Below are 24,377 nucleotides of genomic sequence, written 5' to 3'. Positions count from 1 at the left end.
GCTATTTTGGCTAAATGTTATCGACAATCGACGATCAAACGTCCACGCACCTCACCCGCCAGCAATTGCTCCGCCCCTGCGCGAGCCGCGCTTAGCGGAATCACGCGGGTGAGTTTTTGCAATTGCTCGCCGTCCACCAGTTCCGCCAGGCGTTGCCACGCCTGCTGACGCAGTGGTTGTGGGCACATCACGCTATCCACGCCCGCCAGGATCACGCCGCGCAGAATAAAGGGGGCGACGCTGGTTGGCAGATCCAACCCTTGCGCCATACCGCAGGCGGCCACCACACCATCACGTTTGATGCCCGCCAGCACGTTGCTGAGCGTATGGCTGCCCACGCTATCGATAGCCGCGGCCCAGCGCTCTTTTGCCAGTGGCTTGCCGGGTTGGCTGAGTTCATTGCGGTCAATGACTGACTTAGCACCAAGGGTGGAGATCAGATAGTCGCTGTCACTGGCACGGCCGCTGGAGGCCACCACGTCATAGCCAAGTCGCGCCAGCAGACTGACGGCGAAGCTGCCGACACCACCGCTGGCACCAGTAACCAGCACCGGACCGTGCTGCGGCGTAATCCCTTGTTTTTCAAGTGTTAGCACGCACAGCATGGCGGTAAACCCGGCTGTACCGATCGCCATGGTTTGCAGTGGGCTGAGTGCGGAAGGTACTTTGACCAGCCAGTCACCAGAGACACTGGCCTTCTGCGCCAGTCCACCCCAATATTTCTCGCCGACACCCCAGCCGGTCAGCAGCGCGACATCATCCAGCTGCCATTGTGGATGGCGACTATTGATCACCCGACCTACAAAATCGATGCCGGGTACCATCGGGAACTGGCGTACGATCGGGCCTTTATTGCAGATGGCGAGGGCGTCTTTGTAGTTAAGGGTGGAATAGCTAACTTCGAGCGTGACATCCTGATCTGGTAGTTGTTTTTCTTCCAGATCTTTCAGGGTGGTACGGTATCCCTGTTCGTCATTATCAATGACCAGTGCCTTAAACATGCAGCCTCCGGCTGGTTGAGGAAAGTGGGGTTATGGTACTCCCACAACCTAAAGGCTGCCAGTGGGGTAGCGGCGCGAATGACCTTAATCCCGCGCCTTATCTACCGCATCCCTGAAACGATACCAGCCGGTTACCAGCGGTAAAAACCACGGCTTCCCACCGTACAGCGGGATCGGTTTAAAGGTGTTGCGCTCAAACGACAGCGGACGCGGTTCGGTGCCGAGCAACTTCTGTGCGGCGCGATAACCCAGCCAGCTCATCAGCGCCACGCCATTACCGTTACAGCCCACGGCAAAACGCGCGTTATCCATCTCTCCGGCATAGGCAGTTTTATCCCACGTCATGCCCACATAACCGCTCCAGGCATGGCTGATGCGATAGGGGGCCAGTTCCGGCCAGATCGCCAGCATACGTTGGCGAATGCGGATCGCAGCGGTTTTATCATCGCAATCCATAATGCCGGGACGCGATCCAAACAGCAGGCGGGTGCCGTCTGGCGACGGACGGGTGTAGATCAGATCGCGGCGGCTATCGGTGATCATCCGGCCACCGGGGATCAGCTTCGCCATCAACTCGGGCGGCAGCGACTCGGTGGCGATTTGGTAACTTTTCACCGGCACAATACGTTTTGCCAGATTGGGTGACGCTTGCGCATCGGTGTAGCCATTGGTGAGGAAAATCACCTGACGCGCGCGCAACGTGCCGCGTTCGGTGTAAATCACCTTGCTGCCACCTTCCGCTTCCACGCCGGTCACACGGGCATGGGAAAACAGTTGCGCTCCCAGCTTACGTGCCAGTTCGCGTAATGCACGGTTGTATTTGCCTGGATGCACACCGCCGTACTCATCCACCAGAATGCCGCCGTGATAGAAATCGGAACCGATGATCGGTGCCTGAGTGGCACGCTCGATCTTATGCACCGTGACGCCGGTAACGCGATGCAGGATATCGCCCATCTGATATAAACCGGCAAGTTGCTTTTGCGTGTGTGCGCCAAAATAGCGGCCGCCAATAAACAGATCCGCGTCCAGTTGCTCCTCGCGCACCAGATCCTGAATAAAGGCAAAGGAGGCAATGGAGTCAGCGATCATGCGCTGGAACAGCTCCGGTGGGATGCCTTTAATTGCACCGCCCACCACCAGTTTCTGTCCGCTGCTGATCATGCCACCAGTGCGGGTGCTGCCGCCGCTGCCCAGCTCGTTAGCCTCCAGTACCACCACTTTTTTGCCGTGCCGTGCCAGCTCGATCGCCGCATTCAGCCCGGCAAAGCCGGAACCCACGATCACGATCTCGGTTTCCGCCGGGAGCGGATCGCGACAGGTTTCCGGCGGCGCGGCTTCCCACCAGTACGGGGTGGTTTTGAAATCTTCAGTAAAAATTGCCTGATCAGACATGATGTCTCTCAACTCCGTTACAACACCTGGCCGAGGAACTCGCGCGTGCGCGCATCCTGCGGATCGTCAAAGAGCTGCGCCGGGGGCGCCATCTCCACAATTTTGCCTTGGTCGGTAAAGCACACCCGGTGCGATACCTCGCGCGCAAAGCGCATCTCATGGGTCACCAACAGGCAGGTCAGACCGTCATCCACCAGTTCACGAATGGTATTCAACACCTCTTTCACCGTTTCCGGGTCCAGTGCGGCGGTAACTTCATCAAACAGGATGATTTCTGGCTGCATCGCCAGCGCTCGGGCAATGGCGACGCGTTGCTGCTGACCGCCAGATAGCTCGCCGGGATAACGTGCCTCTTTACCTTCCAGCCGCACTTTTTTCAGCAGACGCAGCGCGCGCTCGTGCACCGCTTCGCGTTGATGCTTGAGTACCTGCATCGGCGCCATCATCACGTTGTCGAGCACCGTGCGATGCGGGAACAGGTTGTATTGCTGGAACACCATCGCCACCTGATGGCGCAGTGGGCGCATCGCTTTTTCGCTTTCAATCTCATGCACGCGGTGCTCGCCGACGCGGATAAAGCCATCGTCGATCGGCAGCAGGCCATTGATGCAGCGCAGAATGGTGGATTTACCCGAGCCTGAAGGCCCGATAATGCACACCGCTTCGCCTTTGGTGACTTCCAGCGAAATGCCTTTTAACACCTCGGTGTTACCGAAGGATTTGTGAATATTGTCCAGCTCGATCAGGGACGGAGTGCGAGCGATCATATGGCATCCCCTTTGGTATGGTTTTCCAGCCGACGCGCCAGCAGGGCAATCGGATAGCAATAACAGAAGAACATCAGCAGCACGGTGACGTAGAAATAGACCAGTGAGCCTTCGCTTTCGGTTGCCAGCGTGGTGCGCAGCAGCGTGACCACTTCCTGTACGCCGGTTACGGTCGCCAGCGCGGTAGAGATGGCCAGCAGCGCATACAGGTTCATCCAGCCGGGAATAATGCGGCGCAGCGCCTGCGGCAGGATCACGATGCGATAGATTTGCCACGGGCTGTAGCCCAACGAACGGGCCGATTCCCACTGACCGCTATGCACCGAGTTCACTGCGCCGCGAATCACTTCGGCGAAGTTGGCGGCCGTCGGCAGGCTCAGGCCGACAATCGCTTTAAACAGCGGCGACAGCGTGAACTGTAAGCCCAGCAACTCCACGCGATAGGGCAGCAGATACAGCATCGAGAACAGCAGCACCAGCCACGGGGCGTTACGCAGGAAGTTCATTACGGCGCGTGCCGGTATGCTCAGCCAGCGGCGCTTCGCCATCATCAGCAAACCGAGAAACAGCCCAAGCACCGTGGCAATCGCCATGCTGGCAATACCGATAAAGATGTTGAGGATAAAACCGCCGTTGAGCGGCCAGCCGTGCATCGAACCGGTGAGCAGCAGCGGCAGTTTTTCCCACACCTGACGCCACTCGCCGCCGCGGTCGGTCACCATGCTGAACAGCAGGATCAACAAGCCAATAAACAGAAAGGCGTGGCGTGTCTGCTTTTTACGTTTCAGATAGAGAATATCGCTCATGGATCAGGCTCCATAACCAGGATACGCGAGGGCGCGTTGCACCCAGCCAATCAGCCACACCACCAGGCTTACCAGCACCACATAGATCACCAGGATCAGCAGCATCACTTCCAGCGTGCGGAAAGTGTCGTTGTAGATCTGTCCGGCGGCATACATCAGTTCCGGGACGGTGATCACTGACGCCTGTGAGGTGGTTTTGAACAGGTTGGTCAGCACATTGGTGAGCGGTGGCAGGCAGATGCGCGCGGCGATCGGCACCTGCACATGACGGAACAATCCCCAGCGCGTGTAGCCGAGCGAGCGCGCCGCTTCCAGCGTGGCTTTCGGCACTGCATCGAAGCCAGAACGAAAGGCTTCGATACACAGCGCGCCACCGAACAGGCTGAGCGATACGGTGGCCGACATAAAGGCGCTAATCAGCGGCACCTCCAGGCCGGTCACCGGATCTTCACTGGTAAAACCAATCTGCGTCAGCGTGAAGTAGAAGAACAACATTTGCAGCAGAGGCGGCGTGTTGCGAAACAGCTCGACGAACAGCTCGATACTGGCATCCAGCCACGCGAGACGGAGCGTCAGGCAGAAAGCACCCAACAGGCCGATAACAATGGCGAACGCCGAAGAGAGCGCTGCCAGTTCCAGCGTTTGCAACACGCCCTGTAGCAGCCATTGCTGATACGTGGGGTCGAGCAGCCAGGAGAAATCGAGTCCGAACATATTTCGCTCCTGACGGCTTACTTAGCCGCTGCGCGCGCCGCTTCCGCACGTTTGGCGATATACGGCGATGCTGGCATAGAAAACTCTTTTTCCCAGCCAATCAGCTTGTCTTCGCCCTCAGCTTTCACAATGGCTTTATCGACGGCGGCGCGGAAGGCATCATCACCTTTACGCAGTCCACCGGCCATCGGTAGGTATTCATAGGGTTTCACCGCGATTTTGTAATCGCTCCAACCCGGTTCTTTCAGCTTGTTTTGCAGCGACATATCATCAAATACCATCGCCACACAGCGGTTGTCCTGCAACGCACGATACGCTTCCGGCAACGCGGTGAAGTTCACCAGTTGCAGGCCATATTTTTCAGTCACGGTTTTGTTGAAGTAAGAACCCTGGATGCCACAGATTTTCTGGCCTTTCAGTTGCTCCCACTGGGTAAATTTCACCGCTTTGCGCGCCAGAATCGATGGGCCAGCGGCGGAAACGTACTCATCGGTAAAATCGATCTGTTTGGCGCGATCCGGCGTGACGCCAAGGGTTGCCATGATGAGGTCGATTTGCCCGGAATTGAGGAATTGCATGCGGTTGGAGGCGTTCACCGGCACCAGCTTGATTTTGTCTGGTGAGCCGAGCAGCTCGTTGGCGATATAACGCGCCAGGCTGATCTCAAAGCCGACGGTGTTGCCGTTGTTGTCCATGTAGCCGTAAGGCGGGTAGTCATTCTTCACCCCGACCGTTAATACGCCGCGGGCCTTGATGTCGGACAGGGTGTCCGCGTGAGTAATTACCGGGGCAGCCAACAGCAACATCGAGGCCGCCAGAATACGCATGCGATGGTTTTTCATAGATATTTCCTCTGTCGGGGTGAATCTGCAGGTGTTGTAAATTTTGTTCTGTGAGCGACTTTTTTTGTTGAAACGCGTTGCTCACTTGTCAACCGAATATGAAATCTGCTAGAAAATTAGTCAACAAAAAACCATATATTGAAATCTTATGATTTAAAGTTTCACAATGTGGAACTTTAGCGGTGAGGCCGATGAGCGAAAATTCGGGGAAAAATGGGGTACAACTACTGGATCGTGCGGTGATATTGCTCGATTTGGTGGCAGATGCGGGTAGTGAAGGGGCGACGTTGAAAACGCTGTGTGATCTTTCCGGCCTCAACAAAGTCACCTGCCATCGCATTCTCAATTCGCTGGTGGAACATCAGCTGTTGCAGAAGGTACAAAGCGACAAATGTTACCGACTGGGTACCAAGCTGCTGGTGTTTGGTGCCAAAGCCGCGCGCGGACCTGGCCTGCGCCGTCAGTTCCAGCCTGCGCTGGAGCGGTTACGGCAGCAGACCGGTGAAACGGCGATGCTGATGGCGCGCGATCGTGATGATTCGGTGTGTATCGACCGTTATGACAGTGAATATCAGATGCAAACGCTGACCGGTTCGGTGGGCGGCGCGGTGCCGCTGGGTCTCGGGCCGGGCAGCCTGGCGATCCTCGCGTTTCTGGAGGAGGAGCAGCAGCAGGCGATTCTGGCGCGTAACCGGGCACGTCTCGACAGCTGGCCGCAACTGACGCCGCAAGCCTTGCAGCTCAAGCTGGAGCAGACGAGACAGCAGGGTTTTGCCATCGATCCTGGGGAATTGATTCCGGGGATCGCCGGGATCGCAGTGCCGATCCTGGTGTCCGGTGCGGGTGTGGTGGGGTCGCTGGGGCTGACCTTTCTTTCACCACGGCTGAATTCTGAAGTGCAGCAACGTTATGTGGCGTTGTTGAAAGAAGAAGTGGCGGCGATTGCGCCGTTGATCAGCCCGCTGGATACGCGGTTGCGGGCATCGTTGTAAAAACGCGCGATAAATTCTGCACATTCGGTAGCGGCGCGATTTATCGCGCAAAAAATTTTACAGGGGAGAGCCATGAGCAAATCAACACGTAAAGTCGCGTTAATCAGTGGGGCCAGCCGCGGTATCGGGGCGGCGATTGCCGCCAATCTGCTGGCAAACGGTTGGGCGGTGAGCCTCGGCTGCCGTTCACCCGAGGATGTAGTCATCAGTGACGGCGAAAACCAGCTGGTGTGCCGCTTTGATGCCTTCGATGCGGCCACTGAACAAGCGTGGGTGGATGCCACGATGGCGAAATTCGGTCGTATCGATGCGGTGGTGCATAACGCCGGCATGATGCTGCCGTTGTCGATCCTGGAAGCCACTGACGACGAGTTCGATCGCACCTTTGACGTCAACGTCAAATCGCCGATGCGCCTGAGTCGCCTGACGTGGCCTCATTTGCAGGCCAGCGGGGCCGGGCGCATCGTGATGTTGGTATCACTCTCCGGTAAACGCGTCAAAGCGGAACGTTCCAGCCTGTACGCCATGAGCAAATATGCGGCGCTGGCGCTGGCCCACGGGCTGCGCAAAATCGGTGATGCCGATGGCATTCGCTGCACCGCCATCTGCCCTGGTTTTGTCGCCACCGATATGGGCACGGCGCTGACTGAAGTGCCCGCTGAAAAAATGACCCAGCCGGAAGATCTGGCGCACCTGATCCGTACGGTGCTGGAATTACCCACCACCACCAGCATCGCCGAAATTCCGGTGAACTGGACGGTAGAAGATAACTATTGATGCCCTTTTACCTGACGAGGAAATAATCATGGGCCCCAGCGTTGATGCAGTTCCCTCTTCGGAAACGTTTCCGACGAGCGCCGATGTGGTGGTGATTGGTGGTGGGATTATCGGCGTGGCGACCGCGTTGTCGCTGGTGCAGCGCGGTATCAGCACCGTGCTGCTGGAGAAGGGCACGGTAGCGGCGGAGCAGTCGAGCCGCAACTGGGGCTGGTGTCGCCGCACCGGGCGCGATTTGCGCGAGCTACCGTTGATCAACCTCAGCATGCAGCTGTGGGAAGGAATGAATGCGCATTTAAACCGCGAAACGGGTTTTCGTCGCAACGGCATCGTTTACGCCTCACGCACCGAGCAGCAGCGCGAGCGGCATCAGCGCTGGGTCAATGAAGCGCAACACTACGGCATTCACAGCGAGATGTTGACGCCGCAACAGTTGAGTCAGCATCTGCCACAGCTACAGGGCAGCTATCCCGGTGGGTTATATACCGCGCTGGATGGACGCGCCGAGCCGCAAAAAGCGGCTCCGGCTATGGTGGCGGCAGCGATGGAGCAGGGGCTGAATCTGCAACAACATTGCGCGGTACGCACCATCGAACGTACCAATGGCCGAGTGAGTGAAGTGGTCACTGAGCACGGCGCGATCCGTTGTCAGCAGGTGGTGGTGGCGGGTGGTGCCTGGTCACGTCTGTTGTTACAAGGGGTGGGCGTGACGCTGCCGCAGCTGAAGGTGTTGTCGACCGTGTTACGTACGCGTCCGGTGGATTTCGATCCCGGCGTATGCGCCAGCTTCGGTAGCGTCGCGTTGCGTAAACGGCTGGATGGTGGCCTGACGGTGGCCAGTTCGGCGACCAATACCGCCGATATCACGCTGGATTCGTTACGTTTTAGCCCGCGCTTTATGCCCGCATTTTGGGTGGAGCGTAAATCGTTGCAGCTGCGTCTTGGCAAGCGTTTTGTCGATGAGGCATTGCGCTGGAAGCCCGGTCAGGCGGATAAACGATCGATCTATGAAGTGCTGCGCGTGCTCGATCCGCTGATTAATCCCTTGATCGTGCAGCGCATGCGCCACAGCCTGGCAGAGTTGCTGCCGCCGTTGCGCGATCTGCCGGTGGCGCAGTGCTGGGGCGGGCTGATCGACACTATGCCGGATGCCATTCCGGTGATCTCCGGGATTGATCAGGTGGCCGGATTGTATCTGGCAACCGGCTTTTCCGGGCATGGATTTGGCATCGCGCCAGGCGCTGGTCAGTTGATGGCAGATTTGGTGCTGAACAGCACGCCATCAGTGGATGCCCATCCGTTCCGCTTCAGCCGTTTTAGCGATGGCGAGAAGATTCGCGCGCAGCATTGGTTGTAATGCTTTGTTATCAATATCCGCACCTTGCATAATTTTGCATAAGGTGCGGATAATTAAGCATTTTTAATTTTGTTAAATAATGAAAGTCTTTTTTTATCAAAGTCTTACGTATATATAAAAATTGCGGCTAACGGGTTGTTACGACAAAAAAAAGATGACATTATTGCGCCCCTGATGGTTATCAACCCCCTTTATTACTGAGGACGCCGCCATGGTCGGTACAATGCGCATCTGCACTTGTTCCCGTACGCTTCGCCGCAAGCGTTCCTCCGTCATCTGTTGTTCGTATTTCTCGCTCACCATGCGGTGAGGCCAGCTTCGCGCTCGCTGTTGGACATGAGTAAAGACAGACGCGATCTGACTTTACTGATGTCTATCGGTTGCGGCTGTGACCCACGTTTGCACCCATCCGTCTGACGTTATTCGCCGGGGAATCTTCCTCATTGCTGTGCCACTGGCACCCACTCATCCTTGACCTCTGGGGATTTGTGTTATGACACCACTAAAAATTGCTGCCAGCGCTGCTGTAGCGCCGAACCTGAGCCTGAACACCATGCGCGACGTGGTGACGCTGGACAATACTGACTTTACCGACGTAGCGGCTGTTGTCGTCTCTTTGGCGGATACGCGCAGTGGCGTGCTGGCGCTGTTGCGCCAGACCGGCTTCAACCTGCCGGTATTCGTTGCCAATGCCTTTGACGAAGAGGTGTTGCAACTGCCGGGCGTGGTTGCTGAAATCAACGGCGCGCCGGAGGAGTGGGACGCGTTAGAAGAAGCGGCACAGGCTTATGAAGCTGAGCTACTGCCACCGTTCTTTGACACTCTGACGCGCTATGTCGATATGCAGAACAGCACCTTTGCCTGTCCGGGGCATCAGGGCGGAGCCTTCTTCAAAAAGCATCCCGCCGGTCGTCAGTTCTATGAATTCTATGGCGAAAACGTCTTCCGTTCCGATATGTGCAACGCGGATGTCAAACTGGGTGATTTGCTGATCCACGAAGGCTCCGCCAAAGATGCGCAGAAGTATGCGGCGAAAGTCTTCAACGCCGACAAAACCTATTTCGTGCTGAACGGCACCTCAAGCGCCAACAAAGTGGTGACCAACGCGCTGCTGACGCGCGGCGATCTGGTGCTGTTCGACCGCAACAACCATAAATCCAACCATCATGGTGCGCTGATTCAGGCCGGCGCTACGCCGGTATATCTCGAAGCGGCGCGCAACCCGTTCGGTTTTATTGGCGGTATTGATGCGCACTGCTTTGACGAAACGTACCTGCGCGAGCAGGTGAAGAAAGTCGCACCGAAGCGTGCCAAAGAGCAGCGTCCGTTCCGTCTGGCGATCATCCAGCTCGGCACCTACGATGGCACGGTGTACAACGCACGTCAGGTGGTGGATCGCATCGGCCATCTGTGTGACTACATCCTGTTTGATTCTGCCTGGCTGGGCTACGAGCAATTTATTCCGTTGATGGAAGGCTGCTCGCCGTTGACGCTGGAGCTGAACGAGAACGATCCGGGAATTTTCGTCACTCAGTCGGTGCATAAGCAACTGGCCGGTTTCTCGCAGACCTCGCAAATTCACAAGAAAGATAACCATCTGCGTGGACAGAAACGCTTTTGCCCGCACAAGCGCCTGAACAACGCCTTTATGCTGCATGCCTCGACCAGCCCGTTCTATCCGTTATTCGCCGCGCTGGATATCAACGCGCGCATGCATCAGGGTGAGGCGGGCCGCAGCATGTGGCACGAGTGCGTCACATTGGGCATTGATGCGCGTAAAGCGATCCTGGAACGCTGCGAGATGATCCAGCCGTTCCTGCCGGAGCAGGTGTACGGTAAACCGTGGCAGGCAGCGGAAACCGAGACGATTGCCGCCGATCCGGCGTACTTCAGCTTCGAACCTGGGGCGAAATGGCATGGTTTTGCCGGTTATGCCAGCGAGCAATATCTGGTGGACCCCTGCAAACTGCTGCTGACCACGCCAGGCATTGATGCGGCCAGCGGGGAATACACCGCGTTCGGTATTCCGGCGACCATTCTGGCTAACTATCTACGCGAAAACGGTATCGTGCCGGAGAAATGCGACCTCAACTCAATCCTGTTCCTGCTGACGCCTGCGGAAAGTGCTGAGAAGATGGCGCATCTGGTGGCGATGCTGGAGCAGTTCGAGCAGCACGTGAAAGAAGATGCGCTGCTGGCGGAGGTGCTGCCGAGTGTGTATCGCAAAAATATGGCGCGTTATCAGGGCTATACTCTGCGTCGCCTGTGCCAGGAAATGCATGATTTATACGTCAGCTATGGCGTGAAAGATCTGCAAAAAGCCATGTTCCGTGCAGACTGCTTCCCGCCGGTCAAGGTCAACCCGCAGGATGCGCATCAGGCGTATATTCGCGGCGATGTTGAGCTGGTGCCGATTGCCAAAGCGGAAGGGCGTATCGCCGCTGAAGGTGCGTTGCCTTATCCACCGGGCGTGCTATGCGTGGTGCCAGGAGAAGTATGGGGCGGGGCGGTACAGCGCTATTTCCTCGCACTGGAAGAGGGGATCAACCTGCTGCCGGGCTTCTCACCGGAGTTGCAGGGGGTATACACCGAAGAGGATGACAGCGGACGTAAGCATTTAGTGGCGAATATGATGATTTAATCGCCGGGAGCGGCCTGAGGGCCGCTCCTCTGCTGTTAATACCGGTGATAACTGCGCTGAGCGCTGTTCACTTTGTACAGATAACGACGTGATTCTGCTGATGGATGGTTGGTGGTCAGCGTCTGATAGACCTGGCTCGGCGACATACTGTTAATCATGGAAAACGCGCGATCTTTATCGCTGGAGAACACGCGCAACACGCTGCCCGCGCCGCCGTTATAGGCAGTAATCACCGCATAACGCCGTGATACCGGATCCTGGATCCCGCCCAGATAGGTGTTCTGCAACAACGACAAATAGGCCGTACCGGCATCGATGTTGTTTTCCGGATCAAGCAGATAACTGCGGCTTGGTTTGCCCCATTTACCCTTCATGCGGAACACATCAACCCCTGCGGTATGCTGCACCACCTGCATCAGCCCCAGCGCATCCGAGTTGCTCACTGCATAGGGGTTGAAGCTCGATTCGGTCTGCATAATCGCCAGAATCAACGACGCATCCACGCCATATTCTTCAGCGGCTTTGCGCACCATTGGCAAGTATTTATGCGCACGTTTGTCGAGATGGTTGGGCACCATTGGAATGGTTACAGACCAGATAACATGCAGGCCCGAGGTGCGTTTCTGTAGTTTATTCTGAATCAGATAGTCAGCAAAGCTGCCAGCACGGCCCTGCCAGCGAATCGCCTGACCGGTGTTGTCCAGCACCTGGCCGTACAACATCGGCTCTTTACTGATTTGAATATCGTTGGCATCTGAATAGAGATCGACATTACCCGGTTCGTCACCCATCAACAGCGTGGTGATGATTGCCTGGCGCAGGCTCGCCATCGGATCAGTGCCGGAAATGGTTTCAATGGTAATGCTGCCGCTATCAAAGTTGATATGGCTACGGGTGTAATAGTTGTCGCTATATTTGACGTAATCTTTTGGGCCAGCGATCAGAACTTCATTGATTCCCCAGATATTTTCAATGTTATGGGCAAACTGACCCATCAGAATGTCGAAACCGTTGGTGTCCTTAACCCACTCTTCGTGATATTGCCCTTGTTTGTGTCCGGAGCAGGAAACCAACAACGGTGCGATTGCCAGCAGGGCGATCAATTTTTTATTCATTGTTAATGCAAGCCTGACCTGAAAAGGGCCTCAAGGTGAGGCCCAGAAAGTTTATTTTTCCGGCGGTGTGTAACCTTCAATGTGCACATCTTTGCCTTCAAACAGGAAATTCACCATCTCCTGCTCCAGCACTTTGCGATCGCCTGGATTCATCATGTTGAGCTTTTTCTCGTTGATCAGCATGGTCTGCTTGGACATCCATTGCTGCCAGGCTTCTTTGGAGATTTCGTTGTAGATGCGCTTACCCAGCTCGCCAGGATAAAGCTGAAAGTCCTGACCTTCAGCGTCGCGTTGCAGATAAGTACAAAAAATGGTGCGGCTCATTACTCTTCCTCTTCGGTCACTCGCGTATGCAGTGCCAGTTGCTGGGGATGTCGCAGTTCATGCAACAGGCGCTCGACCGGCGCAGCCAGACCCACTGACGGTGGTTGCGCTAAGTTATACCAGAGACCGCCTGCTTCATCCATCAGCGACCCGGACGAAGGCCATGCCAGCCACATAGGCACAATATCCAGATGGAAATGGCTGAAAGTGTGGCGGAAGGCGGTGAGCTGCTGTGGTCGGGCGTGAATGCCACGCTCTGCCAGCCAGTCGATCATCGCTTGCTCGGTGGTGAATTGCGGGAAGCAGAACAGGCCACCCCACAGGCCCACTGGTGGACGTTGCTCCAGCCAGACATCATCACCGTGCTGCATCATCAGAAACCAGCCACTGCGTTCGGGCAGCGTCTGCTTGGGTTTTTTGCCGGGATAACTGGCCCAACTGGTGTTGGCATAGGCGACGCAGCCGCTGCTGAGCGGGCAAATCTCACACTTCGGACGTGAGCGGGTACACACTAACGCACCGAGATCCATCATTGCCTGATTAAACTGGCTGACGCCCAGCGCCGGTGTGACTTCTTCGCTAATTTGCCACAGACGTTTCTCCACCTCTTTTTTCCCCGGCCAGCCAGCCACGGCGTAGCAGCGTGCCAGCACGCGTTTGACATTGCCGTCGAGGATGGGAAAGTGCAGGCCCAGCGACAGTGATAAAATGGCCCCCGCAGTGGAACGACCAACACCGGGTAACGCGGCCACATCATCGAAGTTACGCGGGAACTCACCGCTGTGCTTATCCACCACCTGTTTTGCCGCTTTGTGCAGGTTACGCGCACGGGCGTAATAACCGAGACCGGTCCACAGATGCAGGACTTCATCCAGTGGCGCAGCCGCCAGGTCAGCAACCGTGGGGAAGCGCGCCATAAAGCGTTCAAAATAGGGAATGACGGTGGCAACCTGGGTCTGCTGCAACATCACTTCAGAGAGCCATACTTTATACGGCGTTTTCTCCTGCTGCCAGGGCAGGGTTTTGCGACCAAAGCGCTGATACCAGTCCAGCACCTGTTGCGCGAACTGCGGCGCTTGCATCATAAGAAGGAAATTTTCCGTGGTTACTCTACACTCAGGCAGGAATTCCAGCATACAGACATCAGGGTGTAAACCGGAAGTTTGCAAAGGCTTGCTTCTGCTATTGAACTTTGCATAATGCGCGTTTCCCTGAACACGCTAATCAACAGGCTTTGACATGATTAATGACGTCATCACCCCAGAATTTGATGAGAACGGGCGGCCATTACGCCGTATCCGCAGTTTTGTGCGCCGCCAGGGGCGCTTAACCAAGGGACAGCAGTTGGCGCTCGATCAATACTGGCCGGAGATGGGCGTCGAGTATCAGCCGGAACCGCTGGATTTGACGGCGCTGTTCGGTCGCGATGCGCCGCTGGTACTGGAGATTGGTTTTGGTATGGGGGCGTCGTTAGTGACGATGGCGAAAAATAACCCACATCAGAACTTTCTCGGCATTGAAGTGCATGCGCCGGGAGTGGGGGCTTGCCTCGGTTCGGCAAAAGAAGCGGGCGTGGAAAACCTGCGCGTGATGTGCCATGACGCTATCGAAGTGCTGGAGAAGATGATCCCGGATAATTCGCTGCGTATGGTACAGCTGTTCTTCCCGGACCCGTGGCATAAAGTGCGTCATAACAAACGTCGCATTGTGCAGGTGCCGTTTGCCGAGCTGGTCATGCGTAAGCTGAAGCTGGGCGGCGTCTTCCATATGGCGACTGACTGGGAGGCCTATGCGAAGCACATGCTGGAAGTGCTGAGCAGTATTGATGGTTATCACAATCAGTCAACCAGCCATGATTACGTGCCGCGTCCGGAAACGCGTCCGTTAACTAAATTTGAGCAACGCGGGCAGCGATTGGGCCACGGTGTTTGGGATCTGATGTTTGAGAGGGTGAAATAATGGCTACACAGCGCAGTCGTCGTTTACGTAAAAAATTGCACATTGATGAGTTTCAGGAACTGGGTTTCTCTGTTGCCTGGCGTTTTGCCGAGGGCACCAGCGAGGAACAGATTGACAGCACCCTGGATGCGTTCATCAACGAGGTGATCGATCCGAATGGTCTGGCCTACGATGGCAGCGGCTACCTGGTATGGGAAGGGCTGGTATGCCTGCAACAGACCGGAAAATGCACCGATGAACATCGCGAGCTGGTTCGCAAATGGTTACAGGATCGTCAGCTGACGGACGTGCAGGTGACTGAACTCTTTGATGTTTGGTGGGACTAAGAATCTTGTAAACGGTACTTATCGGTTCATCCCGTAGCGGCGCGATAAATTGCGCCGCTATGATCGATATATGGATGCAGGAGATTTCATGGTTCGTAAAGCGCTTCTCGCCGCGTTATTGCTGGCGGCGACTCAGGCTCAGGCTGCTTATGAATGCAGCGTTAAGCCACAAGATGATGTGATTATTAAGCCGCAGAGCGTGCAGGTGGTGGGAGAGAACGGCAACCTCGAAATCTCGCCGCAGGGTGATGTGCAGTTCAATGGTCAGAAAGTAAGCGTTGATAATGCCACACGCCAGAAAGCGATCGACTATCAAAACGCACTGCGCCGTGATTTACCCTGGATCGATCAGGGGGCGACTTCCCGCCTGGAGCGCAGTCGTGTAGCCCTGGACCAGGTGATTGTTGAAAAACTGGGGCCAAACAGCAACGTGCGTAACCGTCTCAGCAAGCTGGATGGTCAGCTGAAGCAGCAGATGAACCGGATCATCGAGCATCGTAGCGATGGTCTGACGTTCCATCATCAGGCAATTGATCAGGTGCGTGCCGACGGTGAAAAGCTGGTGCAAAGCACCATGGGTGGCATCTTGCAGGACAGCCTGAACGAGATGGGCAGCCAACAGTCTGGCGGTGGTAACAACCCGTTGCAGGAGCTAATGGGTAATCTCGGTGGTTTACAGCAGTCGATTCAAACTGAATGGAACAAGCAGGAGCAGGATTTCCAGAATTTTGGTCATGAGGTGTGTAACCGCGTGACGGACCTGGAAGGGCAGCGTAAAGGTCTGGTGCAACGTTTCAAAGGTTAATTTCGTAGCGGCGCGATAAATCGCGCCGCTGCTTTAAGGAAATGTGTTTTATTCGCCTTTCACTTCTTTTGCCACGCTTTTATTGCTGGTGGCAAAGTTATAAATAACCAGCAGAGCGAAAATCCCGGTAATCACCATGGTGATGGTGCCCTTGTCCATATATCGGGCCATATTACCCAGAATGATCCCGGTTACGCCAAAGTCGGTATCCGAGAAAGTGGTATTGGTTAATCCAAGTGCACCCAGCACCGGCAACAGCGCTACCGGCAGGAAAGTAATTAATACGCCATGGGCGAATGCACCCAGCATAGCACCACGTTTACCTCCGGTCGCATTACCAAATACCCCGGCGGTGGCACCGCAGAAGAAGTGAGGTACGACCCCAGGCAAAATTAGCACCCATTTCAGCTGGCCGAGGATAAATAATCCAACCAGACCACCGACGAAGCTGGAAATAAAGCCAACCAGTACCGCATTCGGCGCGTAAGGGAACACAATCGGACAGTCGAGCGCCGGACGGGCATTTGGCACCAGCTTTTCAGAGAAGCCGGTGAACGCCGGTACGATCTCAGCCAGAATTAAACGCACACCTTGCAGGATAATAAATACGCCAGCTGCGAAGGTGATGGCCTGTACGAATGAATAGACCAGATAGTTTTGACCGTGGCTGAAATGCGTTTCCACATATTCTTTACCCGCTGAAGCAGACAAAATAAAGTAGATAATCATCATGGTCAGGGAAATTGAGATGGTGCTGTCGCGCAAAAAACTCAGGTTTTTTGGCATGTTCATCTCTTCGGTCGATTTTGAACCTTTACCGACCAATGAACCAATCCAGCCAGACAGCACATAACCGACCGTCCCGGTATGGGCTAAGGCGACCTGGTCATGTCCGACAATTCTACGCATATGCGGTTGCGCCAGTGCCGGGAAAAATGCCATCAGCATGCCAAGTGCCAGCGAACCAGTATAAATAAGCTGGACGCCTTCGAAACCCGCCACCGACAAAATAATTGCCACCATGCAGGCCATATAAAACGTCACATGACCGGAAAGGTAGATATATTTCAGGCGGGTAAAGCGGGCAACAACAATATTCGCCACCATACCAAACGCCATGATCAGCGTGGTAGGCGCACCGTATTTTTCCAGTGCAATGGAGACCATCGCTTCGTTGTTAGGAATAATACCCTGTACATCAAATGCCTGCTTGAAGATATCACCGAGTGGGGTCAGTGAACCGACCAATACAGAGGCACCACCAGCCAGCACTAAAAAACCCAGAATAGTTTTTACCGTACCTTTAATCACATCCGGGAACGGTTTTCTTTGCGCGACCAGACCAAATAACGCCACCAATCCTACCAGAATTGAAGGCACTTTCAGCACGTCGACAACTACCAATAAAAGGTTTTGGATAAACATATTAACCTCAGCGGTAAGCGTTCTATTTTTTCAGGTTGCATAGACCCTGGTTGCAACCTGAATTATCAAGGGTAGAGAAGGTTGAGTCAGACTTTATTAAAATATTCGCGAATCTTTTGCTCAAGCTCTTTGATGTCAATAATGTTATTGATAATGATCACTTTGTCTTCAGGCAAGTTAGCGCTGTAGGCAATGTCTTTAGCCATCACAAAAACGTCAGCAACATCAGGGGTAACAGAACCCAGATCAGAATGTTCAACATCCGCAGAGATCTCGATGGCTTTAAGAACTTTTTTAATGTTCATTTCCATCATGAAACTGCTTCCCAGGCCTGAGCCACAAACCGCCATGATTTTCATATCACACCTCTTGGTTTCTAGTCTTTTTAATTAATCTGCCAATAAAATGGCGCTTAATTCTTCTTTACTGCGAGAGTTGAATAATCGACTCATTGTCTCGTCATCGGAAAGGACTTCAGCCAGTTGCGAAATCATTTCAATATGGCTGTTACTGTCCGGTGCTGAGAACATAAAAATAGCATCAACTGGATCATTTTCATCAGCATCAAATTTGACCGCATGACCCAGTTTGACAATCGATAACCCGAGTTTTTGTGCTCCCTGCTCAGGGCGCGCGTGTGGCATGGCGATGCGTGGCGCGATAACAAAATAGGGACCAATGTTCTCTTTTTGCTGGATAATGACATCAATATACTGCTGAGATATGGCCCCTTCATTCAGCAGGGGGCGGCCTGCAACCTGAATGGCTTCTTTCCAGTCGGAGACGTTTTCCAGGTACTGGATCTTTTCCTCATTCAGCCACTGTGACAGATTCGACATAGTTATTTCCTGAATTAAAGTCGTGTTCGGTGCTTACTTCAGCAAGCTACGGGCAGTCTCAAGTACATTTTCCACCGTAAAGCCAAAATGTTTGAACAGGACGTTGGCAGGTGCTGACTCACCAAATGATTTCATGCCAATCACCTTCCCATCCAGACCGGTGTAACGTTGCCAGAATCCTTCAATGCTGGCTTCCACCGCCAGACGTTGACGCACATCTTTTGGCAGCACCGATTCTTTATAATGCTCATCCTGTTGATCGAAACGTTCGGTACAGGGCAGGGAAACCACCCGCACTTTACGTCCTTCTTCACGCAGAACTTTAGCAGCGGCGACCACCAGCTCGATTTCTGAACCGGATGAGATCAGCAACAACTCGGGCTTGCCATTACAATCGGCAAGGACATAACCGCCACGGGCAATATCAGCGACCTGGCTGGCCGAACGTGGCTGCTGCTCGAGCGGTTGCCTGGTGAGAATCAGTGCGGTTGGCCCATTTTGGCGTTCAATGGCCTGACGCCATGCCACCGCCACTTCTACCTGATCACAGCCACGCCAGGTTTCCATATTTGGCGTCAGTCGCAGTGAGGCTAACTGTTCAACAGGTTGATGTGTCGGGCCATCCTCGCCGAGACCGATGGTGTCATGGCTATAGACGAAGACCGAACGGATTTTCATCAGCGCCGCCATACGCACCGCATTACGTGCGTACTCCATAAACATCAGAAAGGTGCCGCCGTAGGGGATAAAACCGCCGTGCAGCGCCAGGCCATTCATGATGGCGGACATACCGAATTCACGCACACCGTATGAGATGTAATTTCCTGCCGGATTTTCAGCGCTGAAATCAACAGAGGTTTGCTGCCGGGTCAGGTTTGATGGTGACAGGTCCGCCGAGCCGCCCATCAATTCTGGCAGCAAATCGGCAAAATGATTCAGGCACTGCTGGCTGACCTGGCGAGTAGCCAGGTTGGCTGGCGTCTCCTGCAATGCGGTGATGTAGCTATCCATATCGGCTGCCCAGTTCGCGGGCAGTTCACCCTGCATACGACGGCTAAATTCAGCTGCCAGTTCCGGCCAACGCTGTTGATAACTGGCAAACAGGTGATCCCACTCTTGCTGGTTTTTGCCACCCTGCTCGGTTGCATCCCAGGCTTGGTAGATCGCATCAGGAATGTCAAAGGGGGCATGCGGCCAGTTTAGTGCTTCACGCACCAGTGCAACCTCTGCGCTGCCGAGGGCTGAGCCGTGGCAATCGTGGCTGTTGGCCTTATTCGGTGAACCAAAACCGATGATGGTTTTGCAACATAACAGACTGGGTTTGTCCGTCACCGCTTTGGCTTCACGTACCGCAGCATCCACTGCCGCCGCATCATGCCCGTCGACACCTTCAATCACATGCCAGCCATAAGCGCGGAAGCGGGCGGCAGTATCTTCAGAGAACCAGCCTTCCACATGACCATCAATAGAGATGCCGTTGTCATCCCAGACGGCAATCAATTTGCCAAGCTGCAAGGTGCCCGCCAGACCACATGCCTCATGGGAGATCCCTTCCATCAGGCAGCCATCGCCTAAAAATAGCCAGGTATAGTGATCGACCAGTGCGAGATCCGGTTTATTAAATTGAGCCGCCAGCGCTTTTTCGGCAATTGCCATCCCAACCGCATTCGCCACGCCCTGGCCAAGCGGGCCGGTGGTGGTTTCTACGCCCGGCGTATAACCGTATTCGGGGTGTCCTGGGGTGCGGGAGTGCAGCTGACGAAACTGACGGATGTCTTCAATGGTCACATCATAGCCGGTCAGATGCAGCAAGGAATAAAGCAGCATGGAACCATGCCCGTTGGACTGAACATAGCGGTCACGGTTGAACCACTGCGGGTTCTTTGGGTTATGGCGTAAGTGATGACGCCACACCACTTCGGCAATATCCGCCATTCCCATCGGCGCGCCAGGATGCCCTGAATTGGCTTGCTGGATTGCATCAATGCTCAGAAATCGAATCGCGTTTGCTAACTCTCTGTTTACCATGAACGGCTCTCGCTTTAGCTCTGTATTCTACAGTAACCTGGACTCTTGGCAGGAAGCTAATGACAAGTATGTACAGTCATATAGTTCTTGCGACCTGATTGTTACTGCGCCCTGGTGTTGTGCGCGTCATACTGTCGATACATGATGTGTTTTTTATTTATGATTAATATCAATATATTAGTATTTTATGGTGTGCGTGTTTTTGTATCTTTGGTCACACATTTGCATTTGTAATTAAGTCTAGACATGTTTAATGTGTCTAGTCATCTTGATAATGCACATGGACGTGTATAGATACAATATGTAAGATTGAAATCTGGCTGGACACCCTGAGGTTGAGTGCAAATTCGTTAACTGGATCACATCCTCATGCGCTCAGGCTGGTACTCAGAAAATAAACTCGGGCATACATGTGCCGGAGCCTACTCTTATCGGGAAGAACGTTGATGGTCGATGGCATTACTGAGAAGCAGAAAGAGGTTGTCGATTACATCCTCCGTAAAATAAAAGAGGACGGGCTTCTGCCTGGCGATAAGCTCGACACCGAAATTGCGATAGCCAAGAACATCGGTATTACCCGAGCGACGGTGCGCGAAGCAACAAGGATTTTGATTGAACAGCAGCGAATTTACCGGGTTAAAGGATCCGGTCTGTTTGTTGGCTCGATCGGCAAAAGTAACCATTCTGGCCGTTTTCATGCGCTGTCACCTTTTGATTATCAGGCGCAGAAAAAAGGCTATAAAGGCATAAGGAAAGTTATCACTGTCAGCATCATGAAGGTGCCAACGCCGGATATGGCGCAGTCATTACGCATTAAGAACAGCGATCAGGTGTATAAAATCGTCCGTCTGATGTGTTTTGATGATATCCCGGTGGCGCTGGAACATATCCATCTGCCGGTCAGCATGTTTAGCAGTATGGAATTCAGCAAGCTGGAGATATCCAAATACTCGTATATTGAACAGCTTACCGGGAAGAAAGTTCAGCGCAGGGATCAGAACTTAAGTGCCATCAACTTAACCGATAGCGATCAACTTAATCTTTTGCGTTTGAATGAAAATGATGCGGTGCTGGAGATCAGCGAAACGGTCTATCTGGATGATGGCACGCCATGCGAAGTGAATATCGCGCTGATTAATACCAACCTGCTTCAGCTGCGACAAAATACCGAGCGAGGCTGATTTATCACGCGTTTTTTAAACACGCGCGATAAATCGTGCCGCTACGTCGGGGCTATTCTTCAGCTAAGAACAACTCCAGCAGCGAATTCAGGAACAACTTACCTTTTTCCGTAATCTGCCAATGTTGTTCCGTTTCCAGCACATAACCCGCTGCAATCGCCGCATCAATCTGCGGACGAATCACGGCTTCATCCAGCCCGGTGTAACGGCGGAAATCGGCGCGCGGTGCGGCCTCCAGCAGACGAAAACGGTTCATAAAGAACTCGAACGGTTTGTCTGCATCCGCGACATCATGCTGTTTATCAAGGTAGTTACCCTTCATAAAACCACGTGGATGACGGGTTTTCACCGTGCGCACAATGCGACCATCTGGCTGCGTCAGCTTGCCATGGGCACCACAACCAATACCGAGGTAATCACCGAAGCGCCAGTAGTTGAGGTTATGCTCGCAGCGATAACCGGGTTTCGCGTAGGCTGAGGTTTCATATTGCTGATAACCGGCGGCAGTCAGCAACTGATGGCCTTGCTCGAAAATATCCCACAGCGCGTCATCATCCGGCAGCACTGGAGGACGTGAACCAAACAACGTATTTGGCTCAATCGTCAGCTGATACCACGACAGATGTGGTGGATTGAGCGCAATCGCCTGGCGGAGATCGTCGAGCGCCTCTTCCAGCGACTGGTCCGGCAGGCCGTGCATCAAATCGAGGTTGAAGCTGCGTAGCCCAAGACCAGCAGCGAGATGCGCTGCGCGTTTTGCTTCTTCCGGTCCGTGAATACGTCCGAGACGTTCCAGCTTTTGCGGGCTGAAACTCTGCACGCCAATCGAAATACGGTTAATCCCGGCTCGCTGATAACCACTAAAGCGATCGGCTTCTACCGTACCGGGGTTGGCTTCCATGGTGATTTCTGCATCGGCCGCCAGCGGTAGTCGTGCGCGTACGCCATCCATCAGCATCTGCATCGCATTGCTGCTTAACAGACTCGGCGTACCACCACCAATAAAGATGGTACGGACTTCGCGTCCGCTGGTGAGCGGCAAATCCTGCTCAAGATCGTTCAGCAGGTGCTGCACATACTCGATGTGCGGCACTTCGCCTTTCAATGCGTGCGAGTTGAAATCACAGTAGGGGCACTTCTGCACACACCATGGAATATGGATGTACAGGCTTAACGGTGGTAAATCAGGCATTGCGCATCGCATCCAGTAACAGCGTCAATGCTTTGCCACGGTGAGAAACGGCGCGCTTTTCATCTTTACTCAGCTCAGCCGCTGTTTTGCCCAATTCAGGGATATAGAAAATCGGATCGTAACCAAAGCCACCCTGACCGGCAGCGGAGCGGGTAATTTCACCGGCCCAGCTACCGTGGAACACCAGCGGCGTTGGATCGGCGGCATGACGCACATAAACTAGCACACAGTGGAACTGTGCCTGACGTTCGCCATCCGCTACGTTTTCCAGTGCGACCAGAAGCTTGTCGAGATTCTGCTGATCGCTGGCATCGAGGCCCGCGTAACGGGCGGAGTAGATACCCGGCGCGCCGCCGAGCGCATCGACCGCCAGACCTGAGTCGTCAGCAATGGCGGGCAGACCGGTGATCTGCGCGGCATGGCGCGCTTTGAGAATGGCGTTTTCGATAAAAGTCAGACCGGTTTCTTCCGCTGACTCCACACCCAACTCGGTTTGCGCCACGATATCGAGACCAAAGGCCGCCAGCAGGTCGGCCAGTTCACGTACTTTGCCCGGATTGCCGGTGGCGAGAACAACTTTTTGCATAACAGTTCCAGATTAACGAATTACAGCAAATACCAGAGACCCGGGAACAGGTCCATGCCGAGGAAATTCAGTGCATACAGCACCAGAATCACAATCATGGCAGAAAAATCGATGCCACCCATGGCCGGAAGAATACGACGAATCGGTGCCATCAGCGGTTCGGTCAGTTGGATCAACACGTAATCAATCGGGCCACGACCCTGGCTGATCCAGCTCATCAGTGAACGAATGATAATCACCCAGAACACCAGATAACCGGCCGACTTCAGCAAAGATAACAAGCCAACCAGCAGGTTGGTCGGATCGACTGAGAACACGCCAACCTGAATCAACAGCAGAATCGGGTATTTCAGGGTGGTCAGCACAAATGCCAGTAGTAACGAGGCGGTATCAATCGGTCCCAGGGCGGGCAACACCCGGCGCAGCGGTTTGATGATTGGCTGGGTAATCTTCACGACAAACTGCGACAGCGGGTTGTAGAAGTCACAGCGCGACCACTGCATCCAGATACGCAGCAGTAATACCATCACGTACAGGTCGATCAGCGTTTTGACTAAAAACGTCATTGTTAACATGAGGTTCCTCAATTATTGTTGTGAAGTGCGCGCATAATCTCGCGCGCCAAATACGGCGGTGCCGATGCGCACCATAGTACTGCCAGCGGCGATGGCCGCTTCCATGTCGTCGCTCATTCCCAGAGAAAGCGTATCGACGTCAGGGTAATCCTGTTGCAAGGCATGAAACGCGGCAGCCATTTGCTGGCAGACCGCCAACTGACGATCATAATCCTGTTCGGGTGCCGGAATCGCCATCAGGCCTCGCAAACGTAGCTGTGACAAGGCAGAAATTTCTTGTGCCAACGTCGGCAGCGCCTCCAGCATGATGCCAGATTTGCTGTTCTCGTCACTGATATTTACCTGAATTAACACATTAAGTGGTGGCAGGTGCACCGGACGCTGGTCATTGAGACGTTGCGCGATGCGTTGACGATCCACGGTATGGCACCAGTCAAAATGCTCCGCCACCAGGCGGCTTTTGTTCGACTGCAATGGCCCAATGAAGTGCCATTGCAGATCAGGATGTGCGGCCAGCGTGGTGACTTTTTCAACCCCTTCCTGCACGTAATTTTCGCCAAACGCCCGTTGGCCGGCAGCAATGGCTTCTTCGACCGCACTCACAGGTTTGGTTTTACTCACTGCAAGCAGCGTGATTTCTTCTGGAGCGCGTCCGCAACGCGCGGCAGCAGCGGCGATACGCTCGCGTACTTGCTGTAAGTTGTGCTCAATGGAAGTCATAGTCAGGAGA

At 54.3% G+C, this 24,377-nt stretch carries 25 protein-coding genes; 8 read left to right on the top strand and 17 right to left on the bottom strand.

Annotated elements, in window-relative coordinates:
• Positions 1–17 precede the first annotated feature (17 nt).
• The 6 genes from acuI to AC6I8W_RS17145 form a co-directional block, all read right to left on the bottom strand.
• Entirely contained in the window at positions 18–1,001 is a 984-nt protein-coding gene (gene acuI / locus AC6I8W_RS17170) for an acrylyl-CoA reductase (NADPH) (RefSeq protein WP_497835973.1), read from the bottom strand.
• A gap of 84 nt (positions 1,002–1,085) precedes the next feature.
• Positions 1,086–2,396 (bottom strand): NAD(P)/FAD-dependent oxidoreductase, encoded by a 1,311-nt coding sequence (locus AC6I8W_RS17165; RefSeq protein WP_497835972.1) that lies wholly within the window; start codon positions 2,394–2,396, stop codon positions 1,086–1,088.
• A 17-nt stretch (positions 2,397–2,413) separates the two neighbouring features.
• Positions 2,414–3,163: an amino acid ABC transporter ATP-binding protein gene (locus AC6I8W_RS17160; RefSeq protein WP_497835971.1), complete on the bottom strand. Its 750-nt coding sequence runs from the start codon at positions 3,161–3,163 to the stop codon at positions 2,414–2,416.
• The gene (locus AC6I8W_RS17155; protein WP_497835970.1) at positions 3,160–3,969 is read right to left on the bottom strand and encodes an amino acid ABC transporter permease; all 810 of its coding nucleotides are present in this window, start codon (positions 3,967–3,969) and stop codon (positions 3,160–3,162) included. Before AC6I8W_RS17155 ends, AC6I8W_RS17160 begins: the two co-directional genes overlap by 4 nt.
• Before the next feature lie 3 nt (positions 3,970–3,972).
• Entirely contained in the window at positions 3,973–4,683 is a 711-nt protein-coding gene (locus AC6I8W_RS17150; RefSeq protein ID WP_497835969.1) for an amino acid ABC transporter permease, read from the bottom strand.
• Positions 4,684–4,700: 17 nt separating this feature from the next.
• Positions 4,701–5,525 carry a transporter substrate-binding domain-containing protein gene (locus AC6I8W_RS17145; protein WP_497835968.1) on the bottom strand — a complete coding sequence of 275 codons (825 nt, stop codon included), beginning with the start codon at positions 5,523–5,525 and terminating at the stop codon, positions 4,701–4,703.
• A gap of 191 nt (positions 5,526–5,716) precedes the next feature.
• Here AC6I8W_RS17145 and AC6I8W_RS17140 point away from each other — a divergent pair, with 191 nt between their 5' ends.
• From AC6I8W_RS17140 to AC6I8W_RS17125, 4 genes are all read left to right on the top strand, one after another.
• On the top strand, positions 5,717–6,517 hold the full coding sequence (locus tag AC6I8W_RS17140; RefSeq protein WP_497835967.1) for an IclR family transcriptional regulator: 801 nt from the start codon (positions 5,717–5,719) through the stop codon (positions 6,515–6,517).
• Between the two features lie 72 nt (positions 6,518–6,589).
• Positions 6,590–7,294 (top strand): SDR family NAD(P)-dependent oxidoreductase, encoded by a 705-nt coding sequence (locus AC6I8W_RS17135; protein WP_497835966.1) that lies wholly within the window; start codon positions 6,590–6,592, stop codon positions 7,292–7,294.
• 28 nt (positions 7,295–7,322) lie between these two features.
• Entirely contained in the window at positions 7,323–8,651 is a 1,329-nt protein-coding gene (locus AC6I8W_RS17130; protein ID WP_497835965.1) for an NAD(P)/FAD-dependent oxidoreductase, read from the top strand.
• A 493-nt stretch (positions 8,652–9,144) separates the two neighbouring features.
• On the top strand, positions 9,145–11,292 hold the full coding sequence (locus AC6I8W_RS17125) for an ornithine decarboxylase (protein ID WP_497835964.1): 2,148 nt from the start codon (positions 9,145–9,147) through the stop codon (positions 11,290–11,292).
• A 35-nt stretch (positions 11,293–11,327) separates the two neighbouring features.
• Here the strand turns inward: AC6I8W_RS17125 and mltC are convergent, their stop codons facing one another.
• Genes mltC through mutY form a run of 3 tightly spaced genes read right to left on the bottom strand, consistent with a single transcriptional unit; the run spans position 11,328 to position 13,816 of the window.
• Positions 11,328–12,407 (bottom strand): membrane-bound lytic murein transglycosylase MltC, encoded by a 1,080-nt coding sequence (mltC, locus tag AC6I8W_RS17120; protein ID WP_497835963.1) that lies wholly within the window; start codon positions 12,405–12,407, stop codon positions 11,328–11,330.
• A gap of 51 nt (positions 12,408–12,458) precedes the next feature.
• Entirely contained in the window at positions 12,459–12,731 is a 273-nt protein-coding gene (locus AC6I8W_RS17115) for an oxidative damage protection protein (protein ID WP_299459904.1), read from the bottom strand.
• On the bottom strand, positions 12,731–13,816 hold the full coding sequence (gene mutY, locus AC6I8W_RS17110) for an A/G-specific adenine glycosylase (protein WP_497835962.1): 1,086 nt from the start codon (positions 13,814–13,816) through the stop codon (positions 12,731–12,733). Before mutY ends, AC6I8W_RS17115 begins: the two co-directional genes overlap by 1 nt.
• A gap of 154 nt (positions 13,817–13,970) precedes the next feature.
• Here mutY and trmB point away from each other — a divergent pair, with 154 nt between their 5' ends.
• From trmB to AC6I8W_RS17095, 3 genes are all read left to right on the top strand, one after another.
• A complete protein-coding gene (gene trmB / locus AC6I8W_RS17105; protein ID WP_497835961.1) occupies positions 13,971–14,690 on the top strand; it encodes a tRNA (guanosine(46)-N7)-methyltransferase TrmB in 720 nt (239 codons plus the stop codon).
• A complete protein-coding gene (locus AC6I8W_RS17100) occupies positions 14,690–15,016 on the top strand; it encodes a YggL family protein (RefSeq protein ID WP_497835960.1) in 327 nt (108 codons plus the stop codon). The genes trmB and AC6I8W_RS17100 overlap by 1 nt, the downstream gene beginning before the upstream one ends.
• 88 nt (positions 15,017–15,104) lie before the next feature.
• The gene (locus AC6I8W_RS17095; protein WP_497835959.1) at positions 15,105–15,821 is read left to right on the top strand and encodes a YggN family protein; all 717 of its coding nucleotides are present in this window, start codon (positions 15,105–15,107) and stop codon (positions 15,819–15,821) included.
• A gap of 48 nt (positions 15,822–15,869) precedes the next feature.
• Here the strand turns inward: AC6I8W_RS17095 and ulaA are convergent, their stop codons facing one another.
• From ulaA to tkt, 4 genes are all read right to left on the bottom strand, one after another.
• Positions 15,870–17,246, bottom strand: coding sequence for a PTS ascorbate transporter subunit IIC (ulaA, locus tag AC6I8W_RS17090; RefSeq protein WP_497835958.1), 1,377 nt, complete (start codon positions 17,244–17,246; stop codon positions 15,870–15,872).
• A gap of 86 nt (positions 17,247–17,332) precedes the next feature.
• Complete coding sequence (locus AC6I8W_RS17085; RefSeq protein ID WP_497835957.1) at positions 17,333–17,605, bottom strand: PTS sugar transporter subunit IIB; 273 nt, start codon at positions 17,603–17,605, stop codon at positions 17,333–17,335.
• A gap of 30 nt (positions 17,606–17,635) precedes the next feature.
• The gene (locus AC6I8W_RS17080) at positions 17,636–18,085 is read right to left on the bottom strand and encodes a PTS sugar transporter subunit IIA (RefSeq protein WP_497835956.1); all 450 of its coding nucleotides are present in this window, start codon (positions 18,083–18,085) and stop codon (positions 17,636–17,638) included.
• Positions 18,086–18,118: 33 nt separating this feature from the next.
• On the bottom strand, positions 18,119–20,113 hold the full coding sequence (gene tkt, locus AC6I8W_RS17075) for a transketolase (protein ID WP_497835955.1): 1,995 nt from the start codon (positions 20,111–20,113) through the stop codon (positions 18,119–18,121).
• Between the two features lie 446 nt (positions 20,114–20,559).
• On the opposite strand from tkt, the gene AC6I8W_RS17070 reads away from it, so the two are divergent.
• Positions 20,560–21,294 carry a GntR family transcriptional regulator gene (locus tag AC6I8W_RS17070; RefSeq protein WP_497835954.1) on the top strand — a complete coding sequence of 245 codons (735 nt, stop codon included), beginning with the start codon at positions 20,560–20,562 and terminating at the stop codon, positions 21,292–21,294.
• Positions 21,295–21,346: 52 nt separating this feature from the next.
• Here the strand turns inward: AC6I8W_RS17070 and hemW are convergent, their stop codons facing one another.
• The 4 genes from hemW to AC6I8W_RS17050 are packed head-to-tail and all read right to left on the bottom strand — an operon-like array spanning position 21,347 to position 24,367.
• Positions 21,347–22,486, bottom strand: coding sequence for a radical SAM family heme chaperone HemW (gene hemW, locus AC6I8W_RS17065; RefSeq protein ID WP_497835953.1), 1,140 nt, complete (start codon positions 22,484–22,486; stop codon positions 21,347–21,349).
• Positions 22,479–23,072 (bottom strand): XTP/dITP diphosphatase, encoded by a 594-nt coding sequence (locus AC6I8W_RS17060; protein ID WP_497835952.1) that lies wholly within the window; start codon positions 23,070–23,072, stop codon positions 22,479–22,481. Before AC6I8W_RS17060 ends, hemW begins: the two co-directional genes overlap by 8 nt.
• A gap of 20 nt (positions 23,073–23,092) precedes the next feature.
• Positions 23,093–23,647 carry a YggT family protein gene (locus AC6I8W_RS17055; protein ID WP_021186199.1) on the bottom strand — a complete coding sequence of 185 codons (555 nt, stop codon included), beginning with the start codon at positions 23,645–23,647 and terminating at the stop codon, positions 23,093–23,095.
• A 12-nt stretch (positions 23,648–23,659) separates the two neighbouring features.
• Positions 23,660–24,367 carry a YggS family pyridoxal phosphate-dependent enzyme gene (locus tag AC6I8W_RS17050; RefSeq protein ID WP_497835951.1) on the bottom strand — a complete coding sequence of 236 codons (708 nt, stop codon included), beginning with the start codon at positions 24,365–24,367 and terminating at the stop codon, positions 23,660–23,662.
• Positions 24,368–24,377 lie beyond the last annotated feature (10 nt).

Source organism: Pantoea sp. X-Soil-TKNS-1211, from assembly GCF_059730495.1.
This window is presented reverse-complemented; position numbering and strand designations above follow the sequence as displayed.

Excerpts from the sequence above, each read along its gene's own strand:
- mltC (WP_497835963.1), bottom strand. The coding sequence starts at position 12,407 with ATGAATAAAAAATTGATCGCCCTGCTGGCAATCGCACCGTTGTTGGTT.
- AC6I8W_RS17085 (WP_497835957.1), bottom strand. The coding sequence starts at position 17,605 with ATGAAAATCATGGCGGTTTGTGGCTCAGGCCTGGGAAGCAGTTTCATG.
- AC6I8W_RS17055 (WP_021186199.1), bottom strand. The coding sequence starts at position 23,647 with ATGTTAACAATGACGTTTTTAGTCAAAACGCTGATCGACCTGTACGTG.
- tkt (WP_497835955.1), bottom strand. The coding sequence starts at position 20,113 with ATGGTAAACAGAGAGTTAGCAAACGCGATTCGATTTCTGAGCATTGAT.
- AC6I8W_RS17115 (WP_299459904.1), bottom strand. The coding sequence starts at position 12,731 with ATGAGCCGCACCATTTTTTGTACTTATCTGCAACGCGACGCTGAAGGT.
- AC6I8W_RS17150 (WP_497835969.1), bottom strand. The coding sequence starts at position 4,683 with ATGTTCGGACTCGATTTCTCCTGGCTGCTCGACCCCACGTATCAGCAA.
- AC6I8W_RS17165 (WP_497835972.1), bottom strand. The coding sequence starts at position 2,396 with ATGTCTGATCAGGCAATTTTTACTGAAGATTTCAAAACCACCCCGTAC.
- AC6I8W_RS17140 (WP_497835967.1), top strand. The coding sequence starts at position 5,717 with ATGAGCGAAAATTCGGGGAAAAATGGGGTACAACTACTGGATCGTGCG.
- acuI (WP_497835973.1), bottom strand. The coding sequence starts at position 1,001 with ATGTTTAAGGCACTGGTCATTGATAATGACGAACAGGGATACCGTACC.
- AC6I8W_RS17095 (WP_497835959.1), top strand. The coding sequence starts at position 15,105 with ATGGTTCGTAAAGCGCTTCTCGCCGCGTTATTGCTGGCGGCGACTCAG.
- AC6I8W_RS17100 (WP_497835960.1), top strand. The coding sequence starts at position 14,690 with ATGGCTACACAGCGCAGTCGTCGTTTACGTAAAAAATTGCACATTGAT.
- ulaA (WP_497835958.1), bottom strand. The coding sequence starts at position 17,246 with ATGTTTATCCAAAACCTTTTATTGGTAGTTGTCGACGTGCTGAAAGTG.
- AC6I8W_RS17050 (WP_497835951.1), bottom strand. The coding sequence starts at position 24,367 with ATGACTTCCATTGAGCACAACTTACAGCAAGTACGCGAGCGTATCGCC.
- AC6I8W_RS17160 (WP_497835971.1), bottom strand. The coding sequence starts at position 3,163 with ATGATCGCTCGCACTCCGTCCCTGATCGAGCTGGACAATATTCACAAA.
- AC6I8W_RS17070 (WP_497835954.1), top strand. The coding sequence starts at position 20,560 with ATGGTCGATGGCATTACTGAGAAGCAGAAAGAGGTTGTCGATTACATC.
- AC6I8W_RS17080 (WP_497835956.1), bottom strand. The coding sequence starts at position 18,085 with ATGTCGAATCTGTCACAGTGGCTGAATGAGGAAAAGATCCAGTACCTG.
- AC6I8W_RS17060 (WP_497835952.1), bottom strand. The coding sequence starts at position 23,072 with ATGCAAAAAGTTGTTCTCGCCACCGGCAATCCGGGCAAAGTACGTGAA.
- AC6I8W_RS17155 (WP_497835970.1), bottom strand. The coding sequence starts at position 3,969 with ATGAGCGATATTCTCTATCTGAAACGTAAAAAGCAGACACGCCACGCC.
- hemW (WP_497835953.1), bottom strand. The coding sequence starts at position 22,486 with ATGCCTGATTTACCACCGTTAAGCCTGTACATCCATATTCCATGGTGT.
- trmB (WP_497835961.1), top strand. The coding sequence starts at position 13,971 with ATGATTAATGACGTCATCACCCCAGAATTTGATGAGAACGGGCGGCCA.
- AC6I8W_RS17125 (WP_497835964.1), top strand. The coding sequence starts at position 9,145 with ATGACACCACTAAAAATTGCTGCCAGCGCTGCTGTAGCGCCGAACCTG.
- mutY (WP_497835962.1), bottom strand. The coding sequence starts at position 13,816 with ATGATGCAAGCGCCGCAGTTCGCGCAACAGGTGCTGGACTGGTATCAG.
- AC6I8W_RS17130 (WP_497835965.1), top strand. The coding sequence starts at position 7,323 with ATGGGCCCCAGCGTTGATGCAGTTCCCTCTTCGGAAACGTTTCCGACG.
- AC6I8W_RS17135 (WP_497835966.1), top strand. The coding sequence starts at position 6,590 with ATGAGCAAATCAACACGTAAAGTCGCGTTAATCAGTGGGGCCAGCCGC.
- AC6I8W_RS17145 (WP_497835968.1), bottom strand. The coding sequence starts at position 5,525 with ATGAAAAACCATCGCATGCGTATTCTGGCGGCCTCGATGTTGCTGTTG.